Origin of the sequence: Symbiopectobacterium purcellii (genome assembly GCF_052050035.1) — a bacterium.
In the GTDB taxonomy this organism is placed as follows: Bacteria; Pseudomonadota; Gammaproteobacteria; order Enterobacterales; family Enterobacteriaceae; genus Symbiopectobacterium; species Symbiopectobacterium purcellii_A.
In genome coordinates this window covers 5,023,144-5,044,317 of sequence record NZ_CP189882.1, presented here as the reverse complement: position 1 = coordinate 5,044,317, position 21,174 = coordinate 5,023,144, and the positions used below count along the sequence as shown (strand labels likewise).

Below are 21,174 nucleotides of genomic sequence, written 5' to 3'. Positions count from 1 at the left end.
CTACCTAAAGAAGATGTAAATCAAACGGTTAAATTATTCAACAAAGCCTTTGGTCGGGAAACCGAACGCACACCTTCTGCAAAATCACTCCACCAGCCCGGCGTGGTAGCCGGATACCTGATTTCCCGCCGTCTGTAAGCGCCAAGCAGTCGGTGTATTGGGCCGGGAAACCGACACCCCGCAGGCGAAACAGAATTGGAGTGCGCATTATGCCTTTTGATGCCAATAAAACTATGATCACCGCCGCCTTTGTGACGCAGTTTCATGATTCTTTTGAAATCGCCTCACAGCAGAAAGATTCCCGCTTTCAGGCGGCAGTGAACGATCGCGGACAGATCACCGGTGCGTCGTTCACCATCAACGACATGGGTACCATCGAAATGAACGCCATTACTACGCGTTTCGGTGACACGGTATGGGATGTGCCGGAAGCCGGTACCCGTAATACGCTGATGGCAGATTACGGCGTATTCGTTCCCGTTGAAAAACGCGACTTACGCAAGCTGATCGCTGACCCTCAGGGGCCGTATCTGCAATTGACGCTGGCCGCTGCCAAACGCCGCAAGGATACGGTGATCTACCGTGCATTGCTGGATGCGGTACCGCGCAAGACGGAAAACAACGGCGCTTACACCAACGTTGTTCTTCCTGCGTCTCAAAAGATTGTGGCGGGTGGTACCGGGGCAACCAAAGCAAAACTGATTGCCGCTAAAGCGATGTTTCGCCGCAACGAGTGCGACGAGCAGAACGGCGAACAGCTTTTTATCGCCTACAACGCTGACATGCTGACGCAAATCCTGGGCGACACCACATTGACCAGCGCCGACTATATGGCGGTAAAAATGCTGCAAGAAGGTGCTGTATCGGGTAACTGGCTTGGCTTCCAGTGGATCGCTTATGAAGCGCTGGATTCGGTAACGGCGGAAAGCGTGACCACTAAAACCACGGTGGCCTGGGCTAAGTCTGCCGTGCATTTCGGTACCGGTGCTGAATATAACGTCGATATCGGCCCACGTCGTGACAAAAACAACACTATCCAGATTTCCGTAGATGCTTCTTACGGTGCAGGCCGCGCCAACGAGAAGAAAGTTGTTGCGATTGATTTTGTAGCGTAATGCCGCGCTGGTATTGCCGGGGGTAAAACCCCGGCCTTTTTGTTAAAGGTACCGCTATGGCTTCCAGTGTTTCTATCTGTTCCAACGCGCTGCTTATCCTCGGTGAGAATCCCATTAATGATTTTAAAGAGGACTCTGACAGCGCACGCCTGTGCTCCAACGTTTATCCCACCGTACGCGAAGATTTATTGCGTAAACATCCGTGGAACTGCGCCGTTAAGCGCGTGGTGCTTTCCCCTTCCAGTAGCGCGCCTGTTTTTGGTTTTGCGTATCAGTTCCCACTGCCGGGTGACTTACTGCGCGTGCTGTCCGTGGGTGATGAGTCAGACGATATCCAGTACCGACTGGAAGGGCGGAAAATTCTTGCCAACGTCAACGCGCTGAAACTGTGTTACCTCTTCCACAACGACGATGAATCAACGTGGGATCCGGCGCTGGTGGCGCTGGCCGAAGCGTTTATGGCGGCAAAGATAGCCTATGCGGTAACGGCATCCGCCAGCCTGCGCGATGCGCTTACGCAGGAAGCCGCCTACCTGCTGCGTCAGGCCAAGGCCATTGACGGACAGGAAGACCCGCCAGAAGAGCTTGGCGGTTATCCTTTGCTGACGTCGAGGTTTTAACCATGCGTGCCAATCTGATAAAAACCAATTTTACCGCTGGCGAGATTTCTCCGCGTTTAATGGGGCGCGTGGATATCGCGCGTTATGCCAATGGCGCAAAACAGGTAGAGAACGCGGTATGTGTGGTTCACGGTGGCGTTAAGCGTCGCCCCGGTACACGTTTTGTTGCGGCCACGAAATACGCCGATAAAAAATCCCGCCTGATCCCTTTCGTGTTTAACCGCTCTCAGGCGTACGAACTGGAATTTGGCGACGGCTACGTGCGCTTTTTCCAGAACGGTGCGCAGGTGGTTAATGATGATTTAACCCCTTATGAAATCGCAAGCCCGTTCACTGAAAGCATGCTGCCCGAAGTGAAATTTGTGCAGAGCGCCGACACGATGTTTTTGGTTCACCAGAGCGTACCGCCCCAACGCCTGCAGCGGCAAGGGCAAACAAACTGGGCACTGGCGGCGGCACCGTTTGTGGTGATGCCGTTTGATGAAATCCGCGATACACCGGAAAAGTGGTGTAAGCCGTCAGTGAAAGAGTATGTCGGTGCGTCGGTCACGCTCACGCTATACGATACCGAAATCGCCACGTCCTTTAGCGGCAGTGGCTGGGTGGCGGCGGATGTCGGGTCGTATGTGCGTATCAATAGCGGTCTGGTGCTCATCCAATCGATAACCAGTGCGCAGGTGGCCACCGGTGTTATCCGTGCTGACCTGTCCGCAACACAATCCGCATCACCGGGGGCATGGACGCGCGAGGATAGCGTGTGGTCGAAGGATTTGGGCTATCCGGGTGCCGTGACGTTCTACCAGCAACGGCTGGTACTGGCCGGTTCTCCGTCGTACCCGCAAACCGTGTGGTTCAGTGAAACCGGCGCTTACTTGTCTTTCGAGCTGGGTGACGACGACGACGATGCCATGTCGTTTACGGTTTCTTCTGACCAGCTAAACCCGATTGTGCATCTGACGCAGATGAATACGCTTATTGCGCTGACCTACGGTGGCGAGTTTACGTTAACCGGCGGCTCGGATGCGGCAATCACACTGACCAATATATCCGTAAAAAACCCCAGCCCCTACGGCTGCAATAATATTCGCCCGGTGCGCGTTGGTACCGAAATTCTTTTTATCCAGCGCGCAGGCCGCAAACTGTTTGCGGTCGCTTATGACCCTGACAGCTACGTCGCCTATTCCGCTAATGACCTGTCTGTGCTGTCTGAGCACATCACCGAATCGGGCATTGTGGAAATGGCCTACCAGCAGCAGCCGGATTCTATCGCCTGGCTGATCCGTGCCGACGGCACTATGTGTTCTATGGTGCTCGACCGTTCGCAGGATGTGATCGCTTGGTCGCGGCATGTCACCGAGGGTGCCTTTGAGTCGGTATCTTCTATCCCCACCGATTCAGGCGATGCGGTCTATGCCATCGTCAAGCGTGAAATTAAAGGCCAAACGGTGCGCTACGTTGAATTGCTGGTGGATGAGTTGCACAGTGATGCGGCAGTCACCGGTACCCGTGAAGCCGGTGCAAAAGAGTGGGGCGGGTTAAACCACCTCGAAGGGAAAACCGTTGATATCGTCGCAGACGGTAACGTCATGCCCGCACAGGTAGTAACCGATGGCTCTGTTACGTTGACCCGCACCGCGAAAAGCGTCTCCATCGGGCTGCATTTCAACACCACCATAGAAACGCTGACGCAGGAAGTTTCCACCAGCGAGGGCACCGTACAGAACGCCCGCAAGCGCACCAGTGAAGTCACCATGCGTTTTCTCGACACCACTGGCGCAACCTGCAACGGGCAAACCATCCCTTTCCGTCGCTTTGGCCCGAAAATTCTCAACCAACCCGCACCGCTTTTTACCGGCGATCACTCGTGGGGAAAACTCGGCTGGGAAAAAGGCGAAGACACATTACTCATTCAGCAATTACAGCCGCTGCCGTTCCATCTGCTGGCTGTGATGACCACTTTCACCAGTAACGGGGGCTAACCATGATTCGACCTGCAATAAAAGAGGATATTCCGGCGCTGGTATAGCCAAACGACATTATTTTGATAACAGCCAGCTATGATTCTTTGCCGCATATCAGGGCATAGGATGTAATCATTTTTAAGTCGGTTGGCTATATCGCGTTGGATTAATCAAATAGAGTCAAAAGCATCGACCACGCGTCAGCGAAAGATCGATAAATCCGAGTTGATAAAAGATGTTGAACAATATCCAGATGCTTACCAAAAAGAACGTGCAGAGCGTTTTGGCGTTTGTCAGAAGGCCATTTGGCAAGCGCTTAAAAAGCTGGGATTGACCTATAAAAAAAACTCTACGTCATCCGAAAGCCGACGAAAACGCCCGGCAGGGATTTCAACAAAAAAAACAACAGTATGAAAAAGAAGGTAAACCTATTGTTTTTATTGATGAAAGTGGTTTTTCACACGATGCCCCACGGACTCACGGCTATTCCCCAAAAGGTCAACGGTGTTTTGGCCTGAAGAACTGGGGAGCTGGGGGAAGAACAAATGTTATCGGCGCTTTATTAGGCACAACGCTGTTTGCTATCGGATTATTTGATATCAATATTAACAGCGATGTTTTCTATGCCTGGGTCACACAAGTCCTTATCCCAGTACTCCCTAAAAACAGTGTAATCATGATGGACAATGCCACTTTTCACAAAAAACATAATATTCAACAAGTCATCATCGATGCAGGGTATATGGTGGAGTATTTGCCTACATATTCGCCAGATCTTAACCCAATTGAGCATAAATGGGCACAAGCAAAAAGCAAAAAAAGAGAGATGGGTTGCGATACAGAGAGTTTGTTCTCAGTCCATATGGTGTAATCAAAATTAAGTCGCTTGGCTATAGTGATCAGATCCGCCAATCTCCTAAAAGTTCGATTTATCCAACAAAGCCGGTATTTATGCCAACTTTCAGCACTCTTGCTGTGTCGCGAACCCCGGAGCCGTTACAAGCCATTTCAGTGATCTGCGCTTTAATGCCCGATTTCCGGGTTTTATAAGCGTAAGTGAGCTGAAAAACGCGGTGGCAGTCATGGCAGCGAAATCTGCCATGGCCTTTAGGATTCTGACCATGGCGGTAAACATGAGCAGACTGACAACGGGGACAACCAACGTTAACACTGGCAATGAAAGAACCTCAAATCAAAAGCCAGTATTATACTTTAGATTCAACCAATTAGAGGTATCAGCCTTCGGGGATAACAAGAATAGATACAATACTGTTTGAAGCATAGAGAGTGGGGGTCAATGCGAGGGTGTTAGTACCTGCGTGAAGACGGGCTTGTAGTAGGCTGGCCCATATTTATGACTACCTGTCCCGATTATATATTGACTCTTGAATTTGTTTCCAGTATAAGTGACATCGTTACCATTTAGTTTCAGCTTGAATGGAGCTGCTGGATTAGTATAATCATCAGCACAACAGAGTAAGACAAATTTTACATTTAAATAAGAGCCTGTATTATTGGCCGTCTGAAAATACAGCGTGTTTGCTTTGAGTGCTCTTATGACAGTTTTTCCGAGTAATGTGTCAGGAGTGAATATGTATTCAGAAATGTTATCTTCTGGACACATGAAACCGTAGGTAAAATCCAGCTCAATCCCCGTATTTACATCTTCTATTACGGCGACAGTTTCGATTGATGTCCAGTGCCTGAATATAGCACCACCGTTAGTTAGAAAATACTTATCAGTATGAGGGTAATCAGAACATTGTCTGGTGACATCCTGAGCGCCAAAACCTGTGATAATATATCCAGGAGGGGCCATTGTGTATTTTTCAGTGGGTGATAACGTATTGCCAACTACGAAATTCAACCCGGCGAGGTTTGTAAGGGTCATGTCCCGCCAGTAATAAAAGGGTAGGCCATGTGTGAAGCGCTGCGAATAGTCGTAATCGAGGTAAGCCATATTAGATGTAAAGCTGGAGGGTACCTGAACTCCGTCTGTAGAACCATCTGCTTTTTCAAAGCTAGTATCAATATATTGAACATTAGCTTTGTAACCTTTTTCAATAGTCTTTTCATGATCATATGCATCAGAGTATCTATCTGAAATATAACCTATTGTTGGCGTATTACTAACACAACCATTGGGTGTATCATACCGAGCCATACCAATCTGGTTGGCAGGAGATATTCTTGATGCTATATCCGCTGTAAATACACTTAATGCTTCGTCATAACTGTAATAATTATCTGAAGAGTAAATTTCATGAGAGTTTCTGTACTTTATTTTTTTTTCAGAGTAACCGAAGATTTGAAGGTTTTTTAAACTTACTAAAAGTTTTGATATGCCACCCAAATAACAGTTATTAGAAAATCGTGTAACAGCTTTCCAAGTGTTGCCGATATTTTGACAGCTATCGCTGTATGCATTTGCTAAAGTTTCCTGTAACCCTTGTACATCGGACATAAACGTTAAAAATTCCTTTTCAATATCACTATCCGACAGTTTTAAATCCTTTCCGTGAGAAAGGTACTCAAGATTAGTATCAATGTAAAATGACAAAGCCATTGCGTACAATGGTATACCCGGATACACATTTTTATCTACATCTTTTATTAGTAAACTAGGTAATTTAGAAAGAACTGCTGCATTGTATGCGTCAGTTTTAGATTTAATTTCGAAAATAGTATTGTCATCATAGGTGGAAGGCTCCGCTGAATTAGATATGTATGTCCACAAATCCTTTTGTACATTAACTATCCCCGAAAAATGGGTGATAATAATATTCATATTGTTATCATCAATTAAAGCCCCCATTTGTTCAACAAATAGTGCGTACTGGCTCTTGGTTTTATTTGTAGATAAATCATTAAAAATAAAGTTTGAAACCAATGTCACAACGGGGAGGAGAAGGAATCCGCCTGGGATAGCAAGTTCTGCGCTAGTTATCGTGCCCATTATGACTGATAATAAAAATGTTTCCACAGCCTGTGCTACGCTGAAATGGTTTAATTGGACTCCAGAAGAGGAGTAGCTGGAAAGTATATCTTTCCATTTTGTACTGTTGTAATCTAAGTTTGAAAGATTGTCTGAGAAATCTTTTAATTTCTTATCAATAGTGTCTCCGTTTCCATTTGGATAAATATATTTACTGGTATCAAGATGGGGGTAGGGGTACATGTTGTTTGACATAATTAAATACCTTTAAGTTGTTGATCTGTTTACTGTTTAAAAATACGTAATGGCTCGTAGAGCTATATCCCAGTGCACTGTGCTGTAGGCTTTGTTGAATAATAGGGAATAATGCTGTTATGACACGCCTATTTTGGATTAAAATGCTGATCGCATCCGGGATGCATCACCACGCTCTTGATGTAATATACTAATTTTTCGTCAAGGGAATCCTCAGCCTTTATGGCTGCGCAGCATAATATCTATTTATCCAACAAAGCCTATCATTCTTCTTTTTCCTCTCCAGATATGTTTCGTTGTTCAGTAAGTTTGGTATGTTTTTCTGAACATTCAAATCAATGGTGTTTCTAATTATTTTTACTGTTACATTATGATATATTTACATGATGTTAATGGCTTTGTTGAATAATAGGGAATAATACTGTTATGACGCGCCTGTTTTGGTTTTTTTTGAATAAAAAGATATTATTATTAGAATATCTAGCTGCCCTATTTGTTAAGTAATAAGATATTATGCTTCGAATAGGTTATTATTGAATAATAGGGAATAATGCTGTTATGGTACGCCTATTTTGGATTAAAATGCTTATCGCTCCGGGATGTATCACCACGCTATGGATGTGCCTTTGTTGAATAATAGGGAGGCTTTGTTGAATAATTTAAGATACTGATTTATATAATCATTATAAAATTTCAACGACTAATTTTTCCTCTTGGAATGCTTTTTATTGTGCTAACTATTTGATTTGTCGTTCTAACAAAATACATTCTCTGTAAATGCATTCTAACTAAAGAAGATGTAAATCAAACGGTTAAATTATTCAACAAAGCCTAATAGGGAATCATGCTGTTTTGACATGCCTGTTTTGGTCAAAGATGTTTTTCACCTTTGCGTGCTCCTTCCAATTCTGACTTTAACCTACTGATTTTACATTAGGGGCGTCCGACGTCTGTGTAGGTTCGCAGCATAATCTCTATTTATTCAAAAAAGCCGTTGCGGTGTAGTGTTTTTCCTCAAGCACAGGTACTGGAATCACTTCGTGCCCGGCGATCGGGTTGATCAGTCCGGCGATAACGGCTTGGCGTGCCGCGTCGGAAAGCCCTGTAGCCCACTGGAAGGTCTTTTCGGCTATCTCCATCTGGATTTGCATAGCTAGGGCCTTACGGTATTCAGGTAAGCCGCTACCTTCGTCACGGTGGACGGTCTTCATGCTATAGCTGCCCTGCTGACGTAATGCCGGTAACACCTCTTCGCATACCCAATCCTGCACACGTTCGGCAGAGGGGAGCTTGCTTTTCAATATCAGGCTGTAGAGGTCAGACTCTGGCGCAAGAATGATACCTTTCGGATAAAAGCCTAAATGCAATTCCGTCGTTTCGACGGAATCAAGTTTAATCAGTGATTTACAATGCTTGCTGAGTGCCTGGTGTGGGTCGTTATATCCAAGAGCCTTTGCCAGTTCGACAGCAAAGAACATGGGCTTCCCTTGGTAGAGCGTTCCCTGTAGTGTAGCTCGATATCTGAATCAGCAGACTTAAAAAGCATGAGTTGTGTTTTGGTGATTTTGGTCATAACGATTTCTCCATAATGAAACGGATGTGGTTAAAGGTATTAGCAGACTCACTTGTAAAATTTTGCAGATTGGCGGTCAGATCGCTTACACTTGGCTTAACACAGGAGGATCCCTATGGGCCAGGTTGCATTTGATACATTGCAGGCGTCAGAAGAGCTTGAAACGGCTGGCATTTCGAGAGAGCAGGCCAAGGCGATTTCGCTCGTCGTACGCAAGTCTCATGAGTTGGCGGATGTCGCTACCAAGCGTGACCTTGAGGACGTGCGCAAGGAAATTGACGCCAGATTTGATAAGGTTGATGCTCGTTTCGAGAAGCACGAAGCTCAGATGCAAGCTCGTTTCGAGAAGACCGACGCGCAGATAGCCGATGTCCGTAAGGATATGACTGCCGGTTTTGATAAACTTGGCATGCAGATGACCATCCGACTTGGGCTAATGGTGGCCGCCGCCGTCAGCATCATTGCTGCCATTCTCAAAATGTGATGCCACTACGGGTTGTTAGCTCAGTTGGTAGAGCAGTGGACTCTTAATCCATCGGTCGCAGGTTCGAATCCTGCACAACCGACCATGCTACCCCTTGCGTCAGGCTGAACCTGATTGTGTAGCCGCCCGACGACGTGCATGCACTCATGCTGCCACCTTGGATAATTTCCTGATAGCTTCAAGTTCATTTTCAAGTTCAGCCAGGAACTGCGTCAACGCCTCCTGTATTTCAGTAACCAGTTTATCGTCCTGATGAATTCTCAACTGGTAATAGGCAAGGTCTGGCGGTAGCCTGTCGTCATAGCTGACAAAATCACACCATTTTCGGCCCGTACACATCATTTGGGCGTGCATCTGTAGGATGTACTGCTGTTTTGGTTTGCCTGTCTTAATGGTCTCTAAATGCGTCCATGTGTTTGGGCATTTTATTTCGATCAGTCCATCATTACCTACAAGGCCGTCAGGTGATGCTCCAAAACCAACTATTTCAGGGTGTAGAATAAATCCAACCTCTGTGACTTCTGCGTCGAACTGATTAAGCAGGTACATCTCCCGAGCCACCGGTTCAAGTTCAGTGCCGCGCTGCATGGCGGCGTTTGAGTAACCCGGCTCGGGTTTTCCTGTCAGGCGCTGGCAGATAAGCTCTGCCATGTAGTTCTGGCGGCTGGCGGAATAGCCCGATTTGGTTTTTGCCATTACGTCAGACAGGCGGCTGGCGGTATAGCCAACCGACTTAAAAATGATTACAGCCGATGCCCTGATATATGGCAAAGAAGCATAGCTGGCTGTTATCAAAATAATGTCGCTTAGCTATATACCAACATGATAGATATTTTTACTTTCTAAAGATCACCGGTTGTATAGCTAAACGACTTAATTTTGATTACATTATTTAAATGAGCTATTCAATTGATTTTAGACGTAAAGTGATATCTACACGGAAAAACGAAGGGTTGAGTATCCGAGAAACAGCGAAGCAATTTCGGATTGGCCCTGCCTCTGTATCGCGTTGGATTAATCAAATAGAGGCTTTGTTGAATAATTTAAGATACTGATTTATATAAGCATTATAAAATTTCAACGACTAATTTTTCCTCTCGGAATGCTTTTTATTGTGCTAACTATTTGAGTTGTCGTTCTAACAAAATACATTCTCTGTAAATGCATTCTAACTAAAGAAGATGTAAATCAAACGGTTAAATTATTCAACAAAGCCTCAAATAGAGTCAAAAGCATCGACCACGCGTCAGCGAAAGATCGATAAATCCGAGTTGATAAAAGATGTTGAACAATATCCAGATGCTTACCAAAAAGAACGTGCAGAGCGTTTTGGCGTTTGTCAGAAGGCCATTTGGCAAGCGCTTAAAAAGCTGGGATTGACCTATAAAAAAAACTCTACGTCATCCGAAAGCCGACGAAAACGCCCGGCAGGGATTTCAACAAAAAAAACAACAGTATGAAAAAGAAGGTAAACCTATTGTTTTTATTGATGAAAGTGGTTTTTCACACGATGCCCCACGGACTCACGGCTATTCCCCAAAAGGTCAACGGTGTTTTGGCCTGAAGAACTGGGGAGCTAGGGGAAGAACAAATGTTATCGGCGCTTTATTAGGCACAACGCTGTTTGCTATCGGATTATTTGATATCAATATTAACAGCGATGTTTTCTATGCCTGGGTCACACAAGTCCTTATCCCAGTACTCCCTAAAAACAGTGTAATCATGATGGACAATGCCACTTTTCACAAAAAACATGATATTCAACAAGTCATCATCGATGCAGGGTATATGGTGGAGTATTTGCCTACATATTCGCCAGATCTTAACCCAATTGAGCATAAATGGGCACAAGCAAAAAGCAAAAAAAGAGAGATGGGTTGCGATATAGCCAACCGACTTAAAAATGATTACATCCTATGCCCTGATATGCGGCAAAGAAGCATAGCTGGCTGTTATCAAAATAATGTCGCTTGGCTATACAGAGAGTTTGTTCTCAGTCCATATGGTGTAATCAAAATTAAGTCGCTTGGCTATACTCGTTGTCAGCGATGGGCCGGGAGCTGATGATTTTATTATCTTGAAGGGTAAGTAAGATTTCGCTGGTTACACCACTGACGGCAACTGCTCCATGAAGCCGCTCTTCCATGCGGTTAAACTCCGCGATGTAAGCTTCCTTGAACGCTGCTGCTTTCTTGCCCGTGAAGCCCATGACGAGGAAGAAGAAGCCGTCTTTGGTCATGGTGAAGATTTTGGAATCGCGGGTTGCGCCATTACCAATTTCGATGCTTGAGAACATCTCCTCAAAATTGAGGGCATGAAAATTAGCAGAACAATCAAGAGAGTCGATAGCGCGCAGCACGTTGTCGTGACGTTTGCCAAAGTAATCTGCAACATCCTTGGATGTCGTAACAGCCTTACCGTTGTGAACGCTAACTTTTGGTGCAGCAAGGGATGAGTGAAGTGTCATAATGACCTCCGGTGACAATCTGAATTTAATCACCACCTAGAGGTATCAATCTCTATATTGGTGGTGAACTGAACAGGGTTGATACTACCGGGATTGTCATCCGGCCTACCTTTCGGTAGCCCTATCCAGCTCACCATTGAGATGCGGCTAGATGTACGACATAAAAAAACACGCTCGCGGCGTGTCATTCTGTCGCGACAATCCCTACGGGGTATCAATCCCGGCACCTGAATTTGCAGATGTAGATTGACTATAGCGCATGTGTTGTCCTTGCGTCAATAACCGCCGTTCAGTGGCAGAAACAGCGATGTTCCGCATCAAAACTCTGCTGGGTGGCCATCTGAGCCTGCGGGACTATGACGCGCAGGTGGGGGAAGCGATGGCGATGGTCAAAGCGGGCTTTGTTGAATAATTTAACCGTTTGATTTACATCTTCTTTAGCTAGAATGCATTTACAGAGAATGTATTTTGTTAGAACGACAAATCAAATAGTTAGCACAATAAAAAGCATTCCGAGAGGAAAAATTAGTCGTTGGAATTTTATAATGCTTATATAAATCAGTATCTTAAATTATTCAACAAAGCCGTCAAAGCGCTAAACCGGATGACGTTGCTGGGTATGCCGCACAGCGTCAGGCTCGCATAACAGATGTGCCAGCGGGTATCATCTGTCGGTTAACTCTGATTTATTCAACAAAGCCCCTTAATTGCATAATTTTTTGTAAAAGAGTCGGATGCAGCCCAGTTTTATAGCCAAGCGACATTATTTTGATAACAGCCAGCTATGCTTCTTTGCCGCATATCAGGGCATAGGATGTAATCATTTTTAAGTCGGTTGGCTATACCACATTGCCAGATAATTCCTCGCTGTTTTGTCGTAACGTGTGGCGATGCGACGGCATTCTTTCAGGCGACCAAAGCACCGCTCCACAATATTGCGATTACGATGGGTATCACGATCGAGTTGTGAACGGCTTTGTTGAATAATTTAAGATACTGATTTATATAAGCATTATAAAATTTCAACGACTAATTTTTCCTCTCGGAATGCTTTTTATTGTGCTAACTATTTGATTTGTCGTTCTAACAAAATACATTCTCTGTAAATGCATTCTAACTAAAGAAGATGTAAATCAAACGGTTAAATTATTCAACAAAGCCGTTGTGAACGTCAGTCCAGCGCCAGTTTTTCATTGGATTTTCGCGGGATAACTGCTTTTATTACTTTTATTTTAAGCTCGTTACGCAGTGCATGACCTGACTACGCTTTGTCAGCCAGCACCACATAACCACGACGCTTCATGCTGCCGTTCCTGCGCTGAACACCAATGCCGTCCAGAATAAGCATGGTCGAAATTTGATATTAAAGCATATCAATTCTTATTAGTGTACTGACCACGTTTACGGAAAATGAGAGATAAGAAATGAAAATTGTCAATAAAATACAAAACACTTTTACGCAGAGATTATCAGCACAGGATGTACAGGAAAATAAAAATCGGAATCGGTTTTGTCTATTTTTCAATGCAGTGAAAAATTCACTAATAAAAGAAAAAATAAAATTCAACTCAAACGGATATCAAAAAAGCAAAGTATTTAGCAGTAATCTCCATACGTTAACAGGGAAAATAGATCAGACGGGATTTGTTAGTAATTTTCGTAACACGGGAGAACCTGGACTTTTAATTCATGGCTATAGAGACCCAGAGACACAAAAAGTTTTTTTTGTGTATAACAAAGGGAGTTATTTTAATAATATGGATACCAATAACCAACCAATGAGGAGTGGAAACCTATATCTTACTGCAAAGGAATTTGTTTCACACTTAAAAGAAAATCATAATATAGATTTATCAGTCAGCGGAAATACAGGTAAAAACAATATCCATCTTGTCTGCTGTTATAGTGGTTCTTTATCAGAAGATTCTCTTGCGACAGAATTGGCAAATGAAATAAATCGAACAGTAATTTCTTATGGTCAAGGGAAACCTGTATCTGTAGCATCAAGTCGCAACCATCTAATAAAAGATGCCATGAGTGAAGAATTCAATATTCTTACTTCATCAAAAGGCGTACATAATTCTTATTCCTCTTTAGAAAGTATTCATAGACCAGGCCAAAAAGTTGAAATAAAAGCAATATCAATTTCAACCAAAAATTTCACAATCCCAAGAGCAATCTACAGTAAAAATTAGAGTTTGATGAGGCTTTGTTGAATAAATAGATATTATGCTGAGGAGCCATGAAAGCTGCCGGTTACTTTGACGTAAAATCAGTATATTACATCCAGAGCGTGGTGATGCATCCCGGAGAGATCAGCATTGTAATCCAAAATACGCCTGTCATAACAGGATTATTCCCTATTATCCAACAAAGCCTCTCAGCAACGCATCGGCTTTGTTGAATAATTTAACCGTTTGATTTACATCTTCTTTAGTTAGAATGCATTTACAGAGAATGTATTTTGTTAGAACGACAAATCAAATAGTTAGCACAATAAAAAGCATTCCGAGAGGAAAAATTAGTCGTTGAAATTTTATAATGCTTATATAAATCAGTATCTTAAATTATTCAACAAAGCCCAACGCATCGTCGCACTTTCAATGACAACTAATTTAGACATAACGATTTCTCCATGATGAAACGTATATGGTTATCAGAGGGCTAACGGGTAAAATTTTGCAGATTGGCGGTCAGATCGATTACACTTGGCTTAACACAGGAGGATCCGCTATGGGCCAAGTCGCATTTGATACATTGCAGGCGTCAGAAGAGCTTCAAACCGCCGGGCTTACCAGTGAGCAAGCCAAGGCGATTTCGCTCGTCGTTCGTAAATCTCATGAGGTGGCGGATGTGGCTACCAAGCGTGACCTTGAGGACGTGCGTAAGGAAATTGACGCCAGATTCGATAAGGTTGATGCTCGTTTCGAGAAGACCGATGCGCAGATAGCCGATGTCCGTAAGGACATTGACGCTCGCTTCGAGAAGAACGAAGCTCAGATGCAGGCTCGCTTCGAGAAAACTGAAGCGCAGATATCTTTAGTCCGCAAAGACTTGCAGCTTGAGATGGCCGGTATCCGCTCTGAGCAGAAGTTAATTCGCTGGATGCTGAGTGCTGGAATTTTGGGTATTCTCTCTCTGGTTGTGAAAGCTTTTCTCGTCACTGCCCTCTAATTAATTATGCACTACGGGTTGTTAGCTCAGTTGGTAGAGCAGTGGACTCTTAATCCATCGGTCGCAGGTTCAAATCCTGCACAACCCACCATGCTACCCCTTGCGTCAGGCTGAACCTGATTGCACGGCCGCACGACGACGTGCATGCACTCATGCGGCTACCCTGGATAATTTCCTGATAGCCTCAAGTTCATTTTCAAGCTCAGCCAGAAACTGCCTTAACGCCTCCTGTATTTCAGTAACCAGTTTATCGTCCTGATGAATTCTCAACTGGTAATAGGCAAGGTCTGGCGGTAGCCTGTCGTCATAGCTGACAAAATCACACCATTTTCGGCCCGTACACATCATTTGGGCGTGCATCTGTAGGATGTACTGCTGTTTTGGTTTGCCTGTCTTAATGGTCTCTAAATGCGTCCATGTGTTTGGGCATTTTATTTCGATCAGTCCATCATTACCTACAAGGCCGTCAGGTGATGCGCCAAAACCAACTATTTCAGGGTGTAGAATAAATCCAACCTCTGTGACTTCTGCGTCGAACTGATTAAGCAGGTACATCTCCCGAGCTACCGGTTCAAGTTCAGTGCCGCGCTGCATGGCAGCGTTTGAGTAATTTTCTTCCACCTTTCCGGTTAGGCGCTGACCGATAAGCTCTGCCATGTAGCTCTGGCGGCCGGCGGAATAGCCCGATTTGGTTTTTGCCATTACGTCAGACAGGCGGCTGGCGGTGACGTTTCCGCACCGGGCTGCAAACCATTCATCACTGCGCTGTTGCATGATTTACCTCGCTATATTCTGCATCGACGGGAATGCTTTCCTTGATACGCTCTTTTTCTGCATTGCCGATAATCTGGCGTTCTTCGTGGGTCAGATTTTTCCATGTTTCAGCGAAGACTTCCATGCTTAGTTGTGCTGCCTCTTCGCACCGGGCAATGAGTGCAGGGCGGCGCTCGTCTGTTTGTTGTCCAACAAAAACGCTTGCCGGGCTGCTTTCGATGATCCGCTCTGCTTCGTCGCTGTCGTAAATGCCAGCAAACCCAAATGCCATGCGTGCACACTGAATAAGTGACTTGTGGCGCAGCATACGGGTGGGGTGTGATTGCCACGGCTGGGTATTGCGCTTACATTCGCCCATGTATTCGGTGACTACAGTAGGGTGTTTGCGATCTTTGCGGTAAATCTTGCAGGTGCAAGCGCCTTCGTTTTTGTCATACTCGAATTCCATGCCGTCGAATTGCGGATGTTCGTTAATGATCCGCGCCCATCCATCGACACCCACAACCGGAACAATACCGCCCTTGTCAGGAAAGGCATAAATTTCTTTTGTCCACGGGTTGAGTCCGTACTGGTTGGAAACAATAAGCAGGGCGGTAAATTGTTCGTCCGTGACGCTCCCCCCCTTGAACGCGGTATTCGGCTTTGTTGAATAATTTAAGATACTGATTTATATAAGCATTATAAAATTTCAACGACTAATTTTTCCTCTCGGAATGCTTTTTATTGTGCTAACTATTTGATTTGTCGTTCTAACAAAATACATTCTCTGTAAATGCATTCTAACTAAAGAAGATGTAAATCAAACGGTTAAATTATTCAACAAAGCCGCGGTATTCTTGAGCGTGCTCATTAATTCGGTGCCTGGTGCCATGCCGAGGCGTTCAGCCAGTTTTCCAGCCATGGTTGCTAATGCCGTGCTCATGCTGCATCCTCCGCGCTGTTCTGCCTGTCATAAATCCAAAACGCCCGCTCAACTTTCACCCGGTGGAATATGGAAATACCCGCTGACTCTCGGCTTCCTGATAATCAACGTCGCTGTCTTCCATGTACTCACAGGCTTGCTCTGTGTAAGCATCAGGCCAGTGCTTTCTGAGCGGATCTCGAAACCTTTCGATAGACTTCTCCGCCAATTGCTCAGCCTCTGCGTAACAGTCCTCAATTACCTCATCCGGCATTTCTTCCATGATTTTTCGAATTGCTGATAACTTGGTTAGGCTAAGCATGTTTTCGCCGGCTTTGTTGAATAATTTAAGATACTGATTTATATAAGCATTATAAAATTTCAACGACTAATTTTTCCTCTCGGAATGCTTTTTATTGTGCTAACTATTTGATTTGTCGTTCTAACAAAATACATTCTCTGTAAATGCATGCTAACTAAAGAAGATGTAAATCAAACGGTTAAATTATTCAACAAAGCCGTTTTCGCCCTCCGCAATAATTTCATAGCTGAAATGGCTTTGTTGAATAAATCGAACTTTCAGGGGATCGCCGGATCAAAGCACTATAGCCAAGCGACTTAATTTTGATTACACCATATGGACTGAGAACAAACTCTCTGTATCGCAACCCATCTCTCTTTTTTTGCTTTTTGCTTGTGCCCATTTATGCTCAATTGGGTTAAGATCTGGCGAATATGTAGGCAAATACTCCACCATATACCCTGCATCGATGATGACTTGTTGAATATTATGTTTTTTGTGAAAAGTGGCATTGTCCATCATGATTACACTGTTTTTAGGGAGTACTGGGATAAGGACTTGTGTGACCCAGGCATAGAAAACATCGCTGTTAATATTGATATCAAATAATCCGATAGCAAACAGCGTTGTGCCTAATAAAGCGCCGATAACATTTGTTCTTCCCCTAGCTCCCCAGTTCTTCAGGCCAAAACACCGTTGACCTTTTGGGGAATAGCCGTGAGTCCGTGGGGCATCGTGTGAAAAACCACTTTCATCAATAAAAACAATAGGTTTACCTTCTTTTTCATACTGTTGTTTTTTTTGTTGAAATCCCTGCCGGGCGTTTTCGTCGGCTTTCGGATGACGTAGAGTTTTTTTTATAGGTCAATCCCAGCTTTTTAAGCGCTTGCCAAATGGCCTTCTGACAAACGCCAAAACGCTCTGCACGTTCTTTTTGGTAAGCATCTGGATATTGTTCAACATCTTTTATCAACTCGGATTTATCGATCTTTCGCTGACGCGTGGTCGATGCTTTTGACTCTATTTGATTAATCCAACGCGATACAGAGGCAGGGCCAATCCGAAATTGCTTCGCTGTTTCTCGGATACTCAACCCTTCGTTTTTCCGTGTAGATATCACTTTACGTCTAAAATCAATTGAATAGCTCATTTAAATAATGTAATCAAAATTAAGTCGTTTAGCTATATACGTTCCCTCTGAATGTCCACCCGCTGATTACGCGTAACTCCGGCTGGATTGCTTTTGAGTAGCCCCTCGGCAATGGCCTCACGAAACAAGTCAAGTAGCAATGCTCTGATTCGGTTCGCCATTGTCACTTTTCCTGCGTTTACCCACTGATTAAGGAGCGAAGCAATGTCTTTGGTTTCTACTTTCTGAATAGCAAATTCACCTAAATTGGCGTTAACGGCTTTCAGGTATTTATTGTACTCGCTCATCGTTTTCGGCTTGAGTTTCCGTCCTTCGAGTATCGTCAGATAACGCTCAGTCCATTCACTCACTGTAGTCACCTGTGTGCCGTTGATGCGGTCAACGAGCGGTGATGGTTTTGATGAGCCATAAATTGCCATATTGGCGGCTATGGCTTGTGTAATGGCTTTGTTGAATAATTTAAGATACTGATTTATATAAGCATTATAAAATTTCAACGACTAATTTTTCCTCTCGGAATGCTTTTTATTGTGCTAACTATTTGATTTGTCGTTCTAACAAAATACATTCTCTGTAAATGCATTCTAACTAAAGAAGATGTAAATCAAACGGTTAAATTATTCAACAAAGCCTTGTGTAATGGACTCCTGTCGATGGCGGCCCAGGCCGTATTCTTTCCCGGTGCGCGGGTCACGGTAGCAAAAATAGCCGCCATTGCGCGGTTGCAGGTTTGGCGGCAAGTCGCGGTTCTTATGGCTTCTCCGGCGTGCCATGTCTTATCCTCGATAACAGGGTGGGATGAAGGTAACTTGATGAGCTAAGGTTTTTATTCTGGGTGAGCTTGCAGGCATTTTCCTCAACCAGATACTCGCGCCCATCTCGTATCGGTGCGGGAAAAATCATTCCGCTCCTGACCAATCGCCTAACGGTTTCCATACAACGCGGACGGGGTTGCCGCCGATTCCACTCGGATAAGGTGATGTATGCCATCATTGACCTCTGCTAAAATTAAGCCGCTGCGCTATAGCCAAGCGACATTATTTTGATAACAGCCAGCTATGCTTCTTTGCCGCATATCAGGGCATAGGATGTAATCATTTTTAAGTCGGTTGGCTATATTTGTCATGGCGGTGAGCTAGCGGTAGGATTTAAAAATCGTAGAAATGGGGGAAACGTGGCACACAGGGTGTGCAGGTGAAGGTGATTGCAGGCTGTAACAGTCTTGATTAAGGTGCTGGGGCAGGTCGTAGCGGGTTGCCTTGCTGCTCGATGATATCGATAAGCTTTCGGTATCCGTTTCTCAGCCACTTAACCCATTTATCCAGGTGCGTTTCTTGCGGGTGATAGCTCCCCATGAGGGCAGCATGACCCGCGAATGCATAATTCATGGGTGCTCCTGTTTTTATAGTGTTATTTGGGTGTCGTACTTGGCGTGGCTCATGGTCTTCCAACTCAGGCCATTACCTTTGGATAACATGCGCCAGTAGAGGGAGAGCCGTATTGATAAATAACCGGTTCGTCGTATGCGTCTTGCATGGATAAGTCCTTCACGGTATAAGCGCTTAAATAACTTCTCCCGCTCTCTTATCCTGTTAGGTATTTTAGGTTTCATTTGTGGCCCCTCTTACATCTGGATGGCGCTTTTCTGTCAGCTCCGCAATCTCGCGGCTGGACATGGTTAATGTTTGTGCAATGGTTAAATTTTGCATGCGTAAAGTCCTCGTTAGTAAAAACGATGAAGAAAATGTCACCCCGGTGTATTACCGGGGCGGTGAAAGGACATTTAATTACGCCGGTTCGAGGCAGAACGCTTGAGACAGCTTCGCCAGTCCCTTCGGTGTCACCAGCACCTGCTCGCGGATTTTGTCGGTGCCGTCGTCACAGGGGATAAGTGATATTTTATGCTCGAGGTAGCCTGACTGGATTTTGCTCTGGTAGGCTATCCAGTTCTTGATGCCGATACGGCGATAAATCCAGCCACGCTCACGGAGGAAAGCGAACAGATCTTTGGGGCGTACCTGTAACTCCTTGGCGGCGTTGGTGATGCACATGCCGCCGTCAGATTTGGCGATGCGGTGCAGGGCTTTCACGTCTGGGGCCATCTCCTCAACTTTGCTTTCGAGTGCGATAACCTTTTCGGTGTAGGTAAGCAGGATGCCACGCATGGCCGCTGGGTCATTGAGCATCTGAACGGGATCGGCAGGCAGGGACTTGATGCGCTTCTCACACTGGATAAAGTACTGACGTGCCTCCTTGCCTTTCTCGTTGCGCTCAACCATCGAAAGCTCTTTCGCCATGTCGATGCTGATGTAGTAATCTTTCATTGGGCGTTGGCGAGATTTTGCACTCGCCGATTTTGGCGAGCTCAAATTATCAACAATTACGTAGTCCTGATTTTCGACAAATTCGTACTGCTTGATGCGGTCTTTAATCCAGTTGGAGAAGTCTTTGCCGATCTTCAGGAACTCGTGCAGGTCACGGGCATTGACCGTCTGGATGGTTTCTCCATTGATGCTATTGGTTTCGATGGCAATCAGTTGATGTTCTTTAGACATATAGCTAAACGACTTAATTTTGATTACATTATTTAAATGAGCTATTCAATTGATTTTAGACGTAAAGTGATATCTACACGGAAAAACGAAGGGTTGAGTATCCGAGAAACAGCGAAGCAATTTCGGATTGGCCCTGCCTCTGTATCGCGTTGGATTAATCAAATAGAGTCAAAAGCATCGACCACGCGTCAGCGAAAGATCGATAAATCCGAGTTGATAAAAGATGTTGAACAATATCCAGATGCTTACCAAAAAGAACGTGCAGAGCGTTTTGGCGTTTGTCAGAAGGCCATTTGGCAAGCGCTTAAAAAGCTGGGATTGACCTATAAAAAAAACTCTACGTCATCCGAAAGCCGACGAAAACGCCCGGCAGGGATTTCAACAAAAAAAACAACAGTATGAAAAAGAAGGTAAACCTATTGTTTTTATTGATGAAAGTGGTTTTTCACACGATGCACCACGGACTCACGGCTATTCCCCAAAAGGTCAACGGTGTTTTGGCCTGAAGAACTGGGGAGCTAGGGGAAGAACAAATGTTATCGGCGCTTTATTAGGCACAACGCTGTTTGCTATCGGATTATTTGATATCAATATTAACAGCGATGTTTTCTATGCCTGGGTCACACAAGTCCTTATCCCAGTACTCCCTAAAAACAGTGTAATCATGATGGACAATGCCACTTTTCACAAAAAACATAATATTCAACAAGTCATCATCGATGCAGGGTATATGGTGGAGTATTTGCCTACATATTCGCCAGATCTTAACCCAATTGAGCATAAATGGGCACAAGCAAAAAGCAAAAAAAGAGAGATGGGTTGCGATACAGAGAGTTTGTTCTCAGTCCATATGGTGTAATCAAAATTAAGTCGCTTGGCTATAGTAAGGTCCTCACAAGTCAATGTGAT

28 protein-coding genes, 2 tRNA genes and 6 pseudogenes are annotated in these 21,174 nt (G+C 44.7%); 17 read left to right on the top strand and 19 right to left on the bottom strand.

Features of this window, described 5'->3' with window-relative positions; genetic code table 11:
- Positions 1-209: 209 nt before the first annotated feature.
- The 5 genes from ACQGXV_RS34190 to ACQGXV_RS34170 all read left to right on the top strand — a co-directional run bounded on the left by ACQGXV_RS34190 (position 210) and on the right by ACQGXV_RS34170 (position 4,567).
- Positions 210-1,115 carry a phage capsid protein gene (locus ACQGXV_RS34190; RefSeq protein WP_440864486.1) on the top strand — a complete coding sequence of 302 codons (906 nt, stop codon included), beginning with the start codon at positions 210-212 and terminating at the stop codon, positions 1,113-1,115.
- A gap of 56 nt (positions 1,116-1,171) precedes the next feature.
- Complete coding sequence (locus tag ACQGXV_RS34185; protein WP_440864485.1) at positions 1,172-1,735, top strand: hypothetical protein; 564 nt, start codon at positions 1,172-1,174, stop codon at positions 1,733-1,735.
- 2 nt (positions 1,736-1,737) lie between these two features.
- The gene (locus tag ACQGXV_RS34180; RefSeq protein WP_440864484.1) at positions 1,738-3,714 is read left to right on the top strand and encodes a hypothetical protein; all 1,977 of its coding nucleotides are present in this window, start codon (positions 1,738-1,740) and stop codon (positions 3,712-3,714) included.
- Positions 3,715-3,843: 129 nt separating this feature from the next.
- Positions 3,844-4,110 carry an IS630 transposase-related protein gene (locus ACQGXV_RS34175; RefSeq protein ID WP_440864154.1) on the top strand — a complete coding sequence of 89 codons (267 nt, stop codon included), beginning with the start codon at positions 3,844-3,846 and terminating at the stop codon, positions 4,108-4,110.
- The gene (locus ACQGXV_RS34170; protein WP_440867795.1) at positions 4,034-4,567 is read left to right on the top strand and encodes an IS630 family transposase; all 534 of its coding nucleotides are present in this window, start codon (positions 4,034-4,036) and stop codon (positions 4,565-4,567) included. Before ACQGXV_RS34175 ends, ACQGXV_RS34170 begins: the two co-directional genes overlap by 77 nt.
- Positions 4,568-4,640: 73 nt before the next feature.
- Here ACQGXV_RS34170 and ACQGXV_RS34165 read toward each other — a convergent pair.
- From ACQGXV_RS34165 to ACQGXV_RS34155, 3 genes and pseudogenes are all read right to left on the bottom strand, one after another.
- A pseudogene (locus ACQGXV_RS34165) lies at positions 4,641-4,874 on the bottom strand (IS1 family transposase); the annotation flags it as partial.
- 116 nt (positions 4,875-4,990) lie between these two features.
- Positions 4,991-6,886, bottom strand: a complete 1,896-nt coding sequence (locus ACQGXV_RS34160) for a hypothetical protein (RefSeq protein WP_440864483.1) — start codon at positions 6,884-6,886, stop codon at positions 4,991-4,993.
- A 974-nt stretch (positions 6,887-7,860) separates the two neighbouring features.
- A complete protein-coding gene (locus ACQGXV_RS34155) occupies positions 7,861-8,364 on the bottom strand; it encodes a BRO-N domain-containing protein (protein WP_440864482.1) in 504 nt (167 codons plus the stop codon).
- A gap of 210 nt (positions 8,365-8,574) precedes the next feature.
- Between ACQGXV_RS34155 and ACQGXV_RS34150 the strand changes: the two genes are divergently transcribed.
- A complete protein-coding gene (locus ACQGXV_RS34150) occupies positions 8,575-8,943 on the top strand; it encodes a DUF1640 domain-containing protein (RefSeq protein ID WP_440864481.1) in 369 nt (122 codons plus the stop codon).
- 9 nt (positions 8,944-8,952) lie between these two features.
- Positions 8,953-9,028: transfer RNA gene (locus ACQGXV_RS34145), tRNA-Lys, on the top strand.
- A 59-nt stretch (positions 9,029-9,087) separates the two neighbouring features.
- Here ACQGXV_RS34145 and ACQGXV_RS34140 read toward each other — a convergent pair.
- Entirely contained in the window at positions 9,088-9,705 is a 618-nt protein-coding gene (locus ACQGXV_RS34140; protein ID WP_440867794.1) for a lambda exonuclease family protein, read from the bottom strand.
- Positions 9,706-9,839: 134 nt separating this feature from the next.
- On the opposite strand from ACQGXV_RS34140, the gene ACQGXV_RS34135 reads away from it, so the two are divergent.
- The 3 genes from ACQGXV_RS34135 (at position 9,840) to ACQGXV_RS34125 (ending at position 11,007) form a co-directional block, all read left to right on the top strand.
- Entirely contained in the window at positions 9,840-9,998 is a 159-nt protein-coding gene (locus tag ACQGXV_RS34135) for a helix-turn-helix domain-containing protein (protein ID WP_440863586.1), read from the top strand.
- 132 nt (positions 9,999-10,130) lie between these two features.
- Entirely contained in the window at positions 10,131-10,403 is a 273-nt protein-coding gene (locus ACQGXV_RS34130; RefSeq protein ID WP_440867192.1) for an IS630 transposase-related protein, read from the top strand.
- On the top strand, positions 10,327-11,007 hold the full coding sequence (locus tag ACQGXV_RS34125; RefSeq protein ID WP_440867793.1) for an IS630 family transposase: 681 nt from the start codon (positions 10,327-10,329) through the stop codon (positions 11,005-11,007). Before ACQGXV_RS34130 ends, ACQGXV_RS34125 begins: the two co-directional genes overlap by 77 nt.
- Here the strand turns inward: ACQGXV_RS34125 and ACQGXV_RS34120 are convergent.
- Complete coding sequence (locus tag ACQGXV_RS34120; protein WP_440864480.1) at positions 10,961-11,410, bottom strand: Rha family transcriptional regulator; 450 nt, start codon at positions 11,408-11,410, stop codon at positions 10,961-10,963. The two genes, ACQGXV_RS34125 and ACQGXV_RS34120, sit on opposite strands and share 47 nt — an antisense overlap.
- 280 nt (positions 11,411-11,690) lie before the next feature.
- Between ACQGXV_RS34120 and ACQGXV_RS34115 the strand changes: the two are divergent.
- Positions 11,691-11,822 (top strand): annotated as a pseudogene (locus ACQGXV_RS34115) (IS5/IS1182 family transposase); the annotation flags it as partial.
- 414 nt (positions 11,823-12,236) lie between these two features.
- Here ACQGXV_RS34115 and ACQGXV_RS34110 read toward each other — a convergent pair.
- Together ACQGXV_RS34110 and ACQGXV_RS34105 are read right to left on the bottom strand one after the other, a co-directional pair.
- Positions 12,237-12,383: pseudogene (locus ACQGXV_RS34110) on the bottom strand (transposase); the annotation flags it as partial.
- Between the two features lie 201 nt (positions 12,384-12,584).
- Positions 12,585-12,752: pseudogene (locus ACQGXV_RS34105) on the bottom strand (IS5/IS1182 family transposase); the annotation flags it as partial.
- An 82-nt stretch (positions 12,753-12,834) separates the two neighbouring features.
- On the opposite strand from ACQGXV_RS34105, the gene ACQGXV_RS34100 reads away from it, so the two are divergent.
- The 3 genes from ACQGXV_RS34100 to ACQGXV_RS34090 all read left to right on the top strand — a co-directional run bounded on the left by ACQGXV_RS34100 (position 12,835) and on the right by ACQGXV_RS34090 (position 14,675).
- Positions 12,835-13,605: a hypothetical protein gene (locus tag ACQGXV_RS34100; protein ID WP_440864478.1), complete on the top strand. Its 771-nt coding sequence runs from the start codon at positions 12,835-12,837 to the stop codon at positions 13,603-13,605.
- A 538-nt stretch (positions 13,606-14,143) separates the two neighbouring features.
- Positions 14,144-14,584: a hypothetical protein gene (locus tag ACQGXV_RS34095; protein ID WP_440864477.1), complete on the top strand. Its 441-nt coding sequence runs from the start codon at positions 14,144-14,146 to the stop codon at positions 14,582-14,584.
- Positions 14,585-14,599: 15 nt separating this feature from the next.
- A tRNA-Lys gene (locus ACQGXV_RS34090) sits at positions 14,600-14,675 on the top strand.
- A 59-nt stretch (positions 14,676-14,734) separates the two neighbouring features.
- Here ACQGXV_RS34090 and ACQGXV_RS34085 read toward each other — a convergent pair.
- The 4 genes and pseudogenes from ACQGXV_RS34085 to ACQGXV_RS34070 all read right to left on the bottom strand — a co-directional run bounded on the left by ACQGXV_RS34085 (position 14,735) and on the right by ACQGXV_RS34070 (position 16,644).
- Positions 14,735-15,358, bottom strand: a complete 624-nt coding sequence (locus tag ACQGXV_RS34085) for a lambda exonuclease family protein (protein WP_440864476.1) — start codon at positions 15,356-15,358, stop codon at positions 14,735-14,737.
- Positions 15,359-15,521: 163 nt separating this feature from the next.
- Positions 15,522-16,007, bottom strand: a pseudogene (bet, locus tag ACQGXV_RS34080) (phage recombination protein Bet); the annotation flags it as partial.
- A gap of 150 nt (positions 16,008-16,157) precedes the next feature.
- Positions 16,158-16,280 carry a hypothetical protein gene (locus ACQGXV_RS34075; protein ID WP_440864475.1) on the bottom strand — a complete coding sequence of 41 codons (123 nt, stop codon included), beginning with the start codon at positions 16,278-16,280 and terminating at the stop codon, positions 16,158-16,160.
- 55 nt (positions 16,281-16,335) lie between these two features.
- Entirely contained in the window at positions 16,336-16,644 is a 309-nt protein-coding gene (locus tag ACQGXV_RS34070) for a hypothetical protein (protein ID WP_440864474.1), read from the bottom strand.
- 84 nt (positions 16,645-16,728) lie between these two features.
- Between ACQGXV_RS34070 and ACQGXV_RS34065 the strand changes: the two genes are divergently transcribed.
- Entirely contained in the window at positions 16,729-16,881 is a 153-nt protein-coding gene (locus ACQGXV_RS34065; protein WP_440864473.1) for a hypothetical protein, read from the top strand.
- Positions 16,882-16,887: 6 nt separating this feature from the next.
- Here the strand turns inward: ACQGXV_RS34065 and ACQGXV_RS34060 are convergent, their stop codons facing one another.
- The 8 genes and pseudogenes from ACQGXV_RS34060 to ACQGXV_RS34025 all read right to left on the bottom strand — a co-directional run bounded on the left by ACQGXV_RS34060 (position 16,888) and on the right by ACQGXV_RS34025 (position 20,265).
- On the bottom strand, positions 16,888-17,421 hold the full coding sequence (locus ACQGXV_RS34060; RefSeq protein ID WP_440862665.1) for an IS630 family transposase: 534 nt from the start codon (positions 17,419-17,421) through the stop codon (positions 16,888-16,890).
- Positions 17,345-17,710 (bottom strand): IS630 transposase-related protein, encoded by a 366-nt coding sequence (locus ACQGXV_RS34055; RefSeq protein ID WP_440862584.1) that lies wholly within the window; start codon positions 17,708-17,710, stop codon positions 17,345-17,347. The genes ACQGXV_RS34060 and ACQGXV_RS34055 overlap by 77 nt, the downstream gene beginning before the upstream one ends.
- Positions 17,711-17,742: 32 nt before the next feature.
- Positions 17,743-18,207, bottom strand: a complete 465-nt coding sequence (locus ACQGXV_RS34050) for a phage integrase central domain-containing protein (protein WP_440864472.1) — start codon at positions 18,205-18,207, stop codon at positions 17,743-17,745.
- 135 nt (positions 18,208-18,342) lie between these two features.
- A pseudogene (locus ACQGXV_RS34045) lies at positions 18,343-18,483 on the bottom strand (phage integrase Arm DNA-binding domain-containing protein); the annotation flags it as partial.
- Positions 18,461-18,646, bottom strand: coding sequence for an excisionase (locus tag ACQGXV_RS34040; RefSeq protein WP_440867792.1), 186 nt, complete (start codon positions 18,644-18,646; stop codon positions 18,461-18,463). The gene ACQGXV_RS34040 and the pseudogene ACQGXV_RS34045, both read right to left, overlap by 23 nt.
- A gap of 290 nt (positions 18,647-18,936) precedes the next feature.
- Entirely contained in the window at positions 18,937-19,098 is a 162-nt protein-coding gene (locus ACQGXV_RS34035; protein WP_440864471.1) for a protease FtsH-inhibitory lysogeny factor CIII, read from the bottom strand.
- 14 nt (positions 19,099-19,112) lie between these two features.
- On the bottom strand, positions 19,113-19,322 hold the full coding sequence (locus ACQGXV_RS34030) for a ParE family toxin-like protein (RefSeq protein ID WP_440864470.1): 210 nt from the start codon (positions 19,320-19,322) through the stop codon (positions 19,113-19,115).
- 175 nt (positions 19,323-19,497) lie between these two features.
- Positions 19,498-20,265: an antA/AntB antirepressor family protein gene (locus ACQGXV_RS34025; protein ID WP_440863028.1), complete on the bottom strand. Its 768-nt coding sequence runs from the start codon at positions 20,263-20,265 to the stop codon at positions 19,498-19,500.
- Between the two features lie 36 nt (positions 20,266-20,301).
- Here ACQGXV_RS34025 and ACQGXV_RS34020 point away from each other — a divergent pair, with 36 nt between their 5' ends.
- Together ACQGXV_RS34020 and ACQGXV_RS34015 are read left to right on the top strand one after the other, a co-directional pair.
- Entirely contained in the window at positions 20,302-20,667 is a 366-nt protein-coding gene (locus tag ACQGXV_RS34020) for an IS630 transposase-related protein (RefSeq protein ID WP_440862584.1), read from the top strand.
- Complete coding sequence (locus ACQGXV_RS34015; RefSeq protein WP_440862665.1) at positions 20,591-21,124, top strand: IS630 family transposase; 534 nt, start codon at positions 20,591-20,593, stop codon at positions 21,122-21,124. The genes ACQGXV_RS34020 and ACQGXV_RS34015 overlap by 77 nt, the downstream gene beginning before the upstream one ends.
- Positions 21,125-21,174 lie beyond the last annotated feature (50 nt).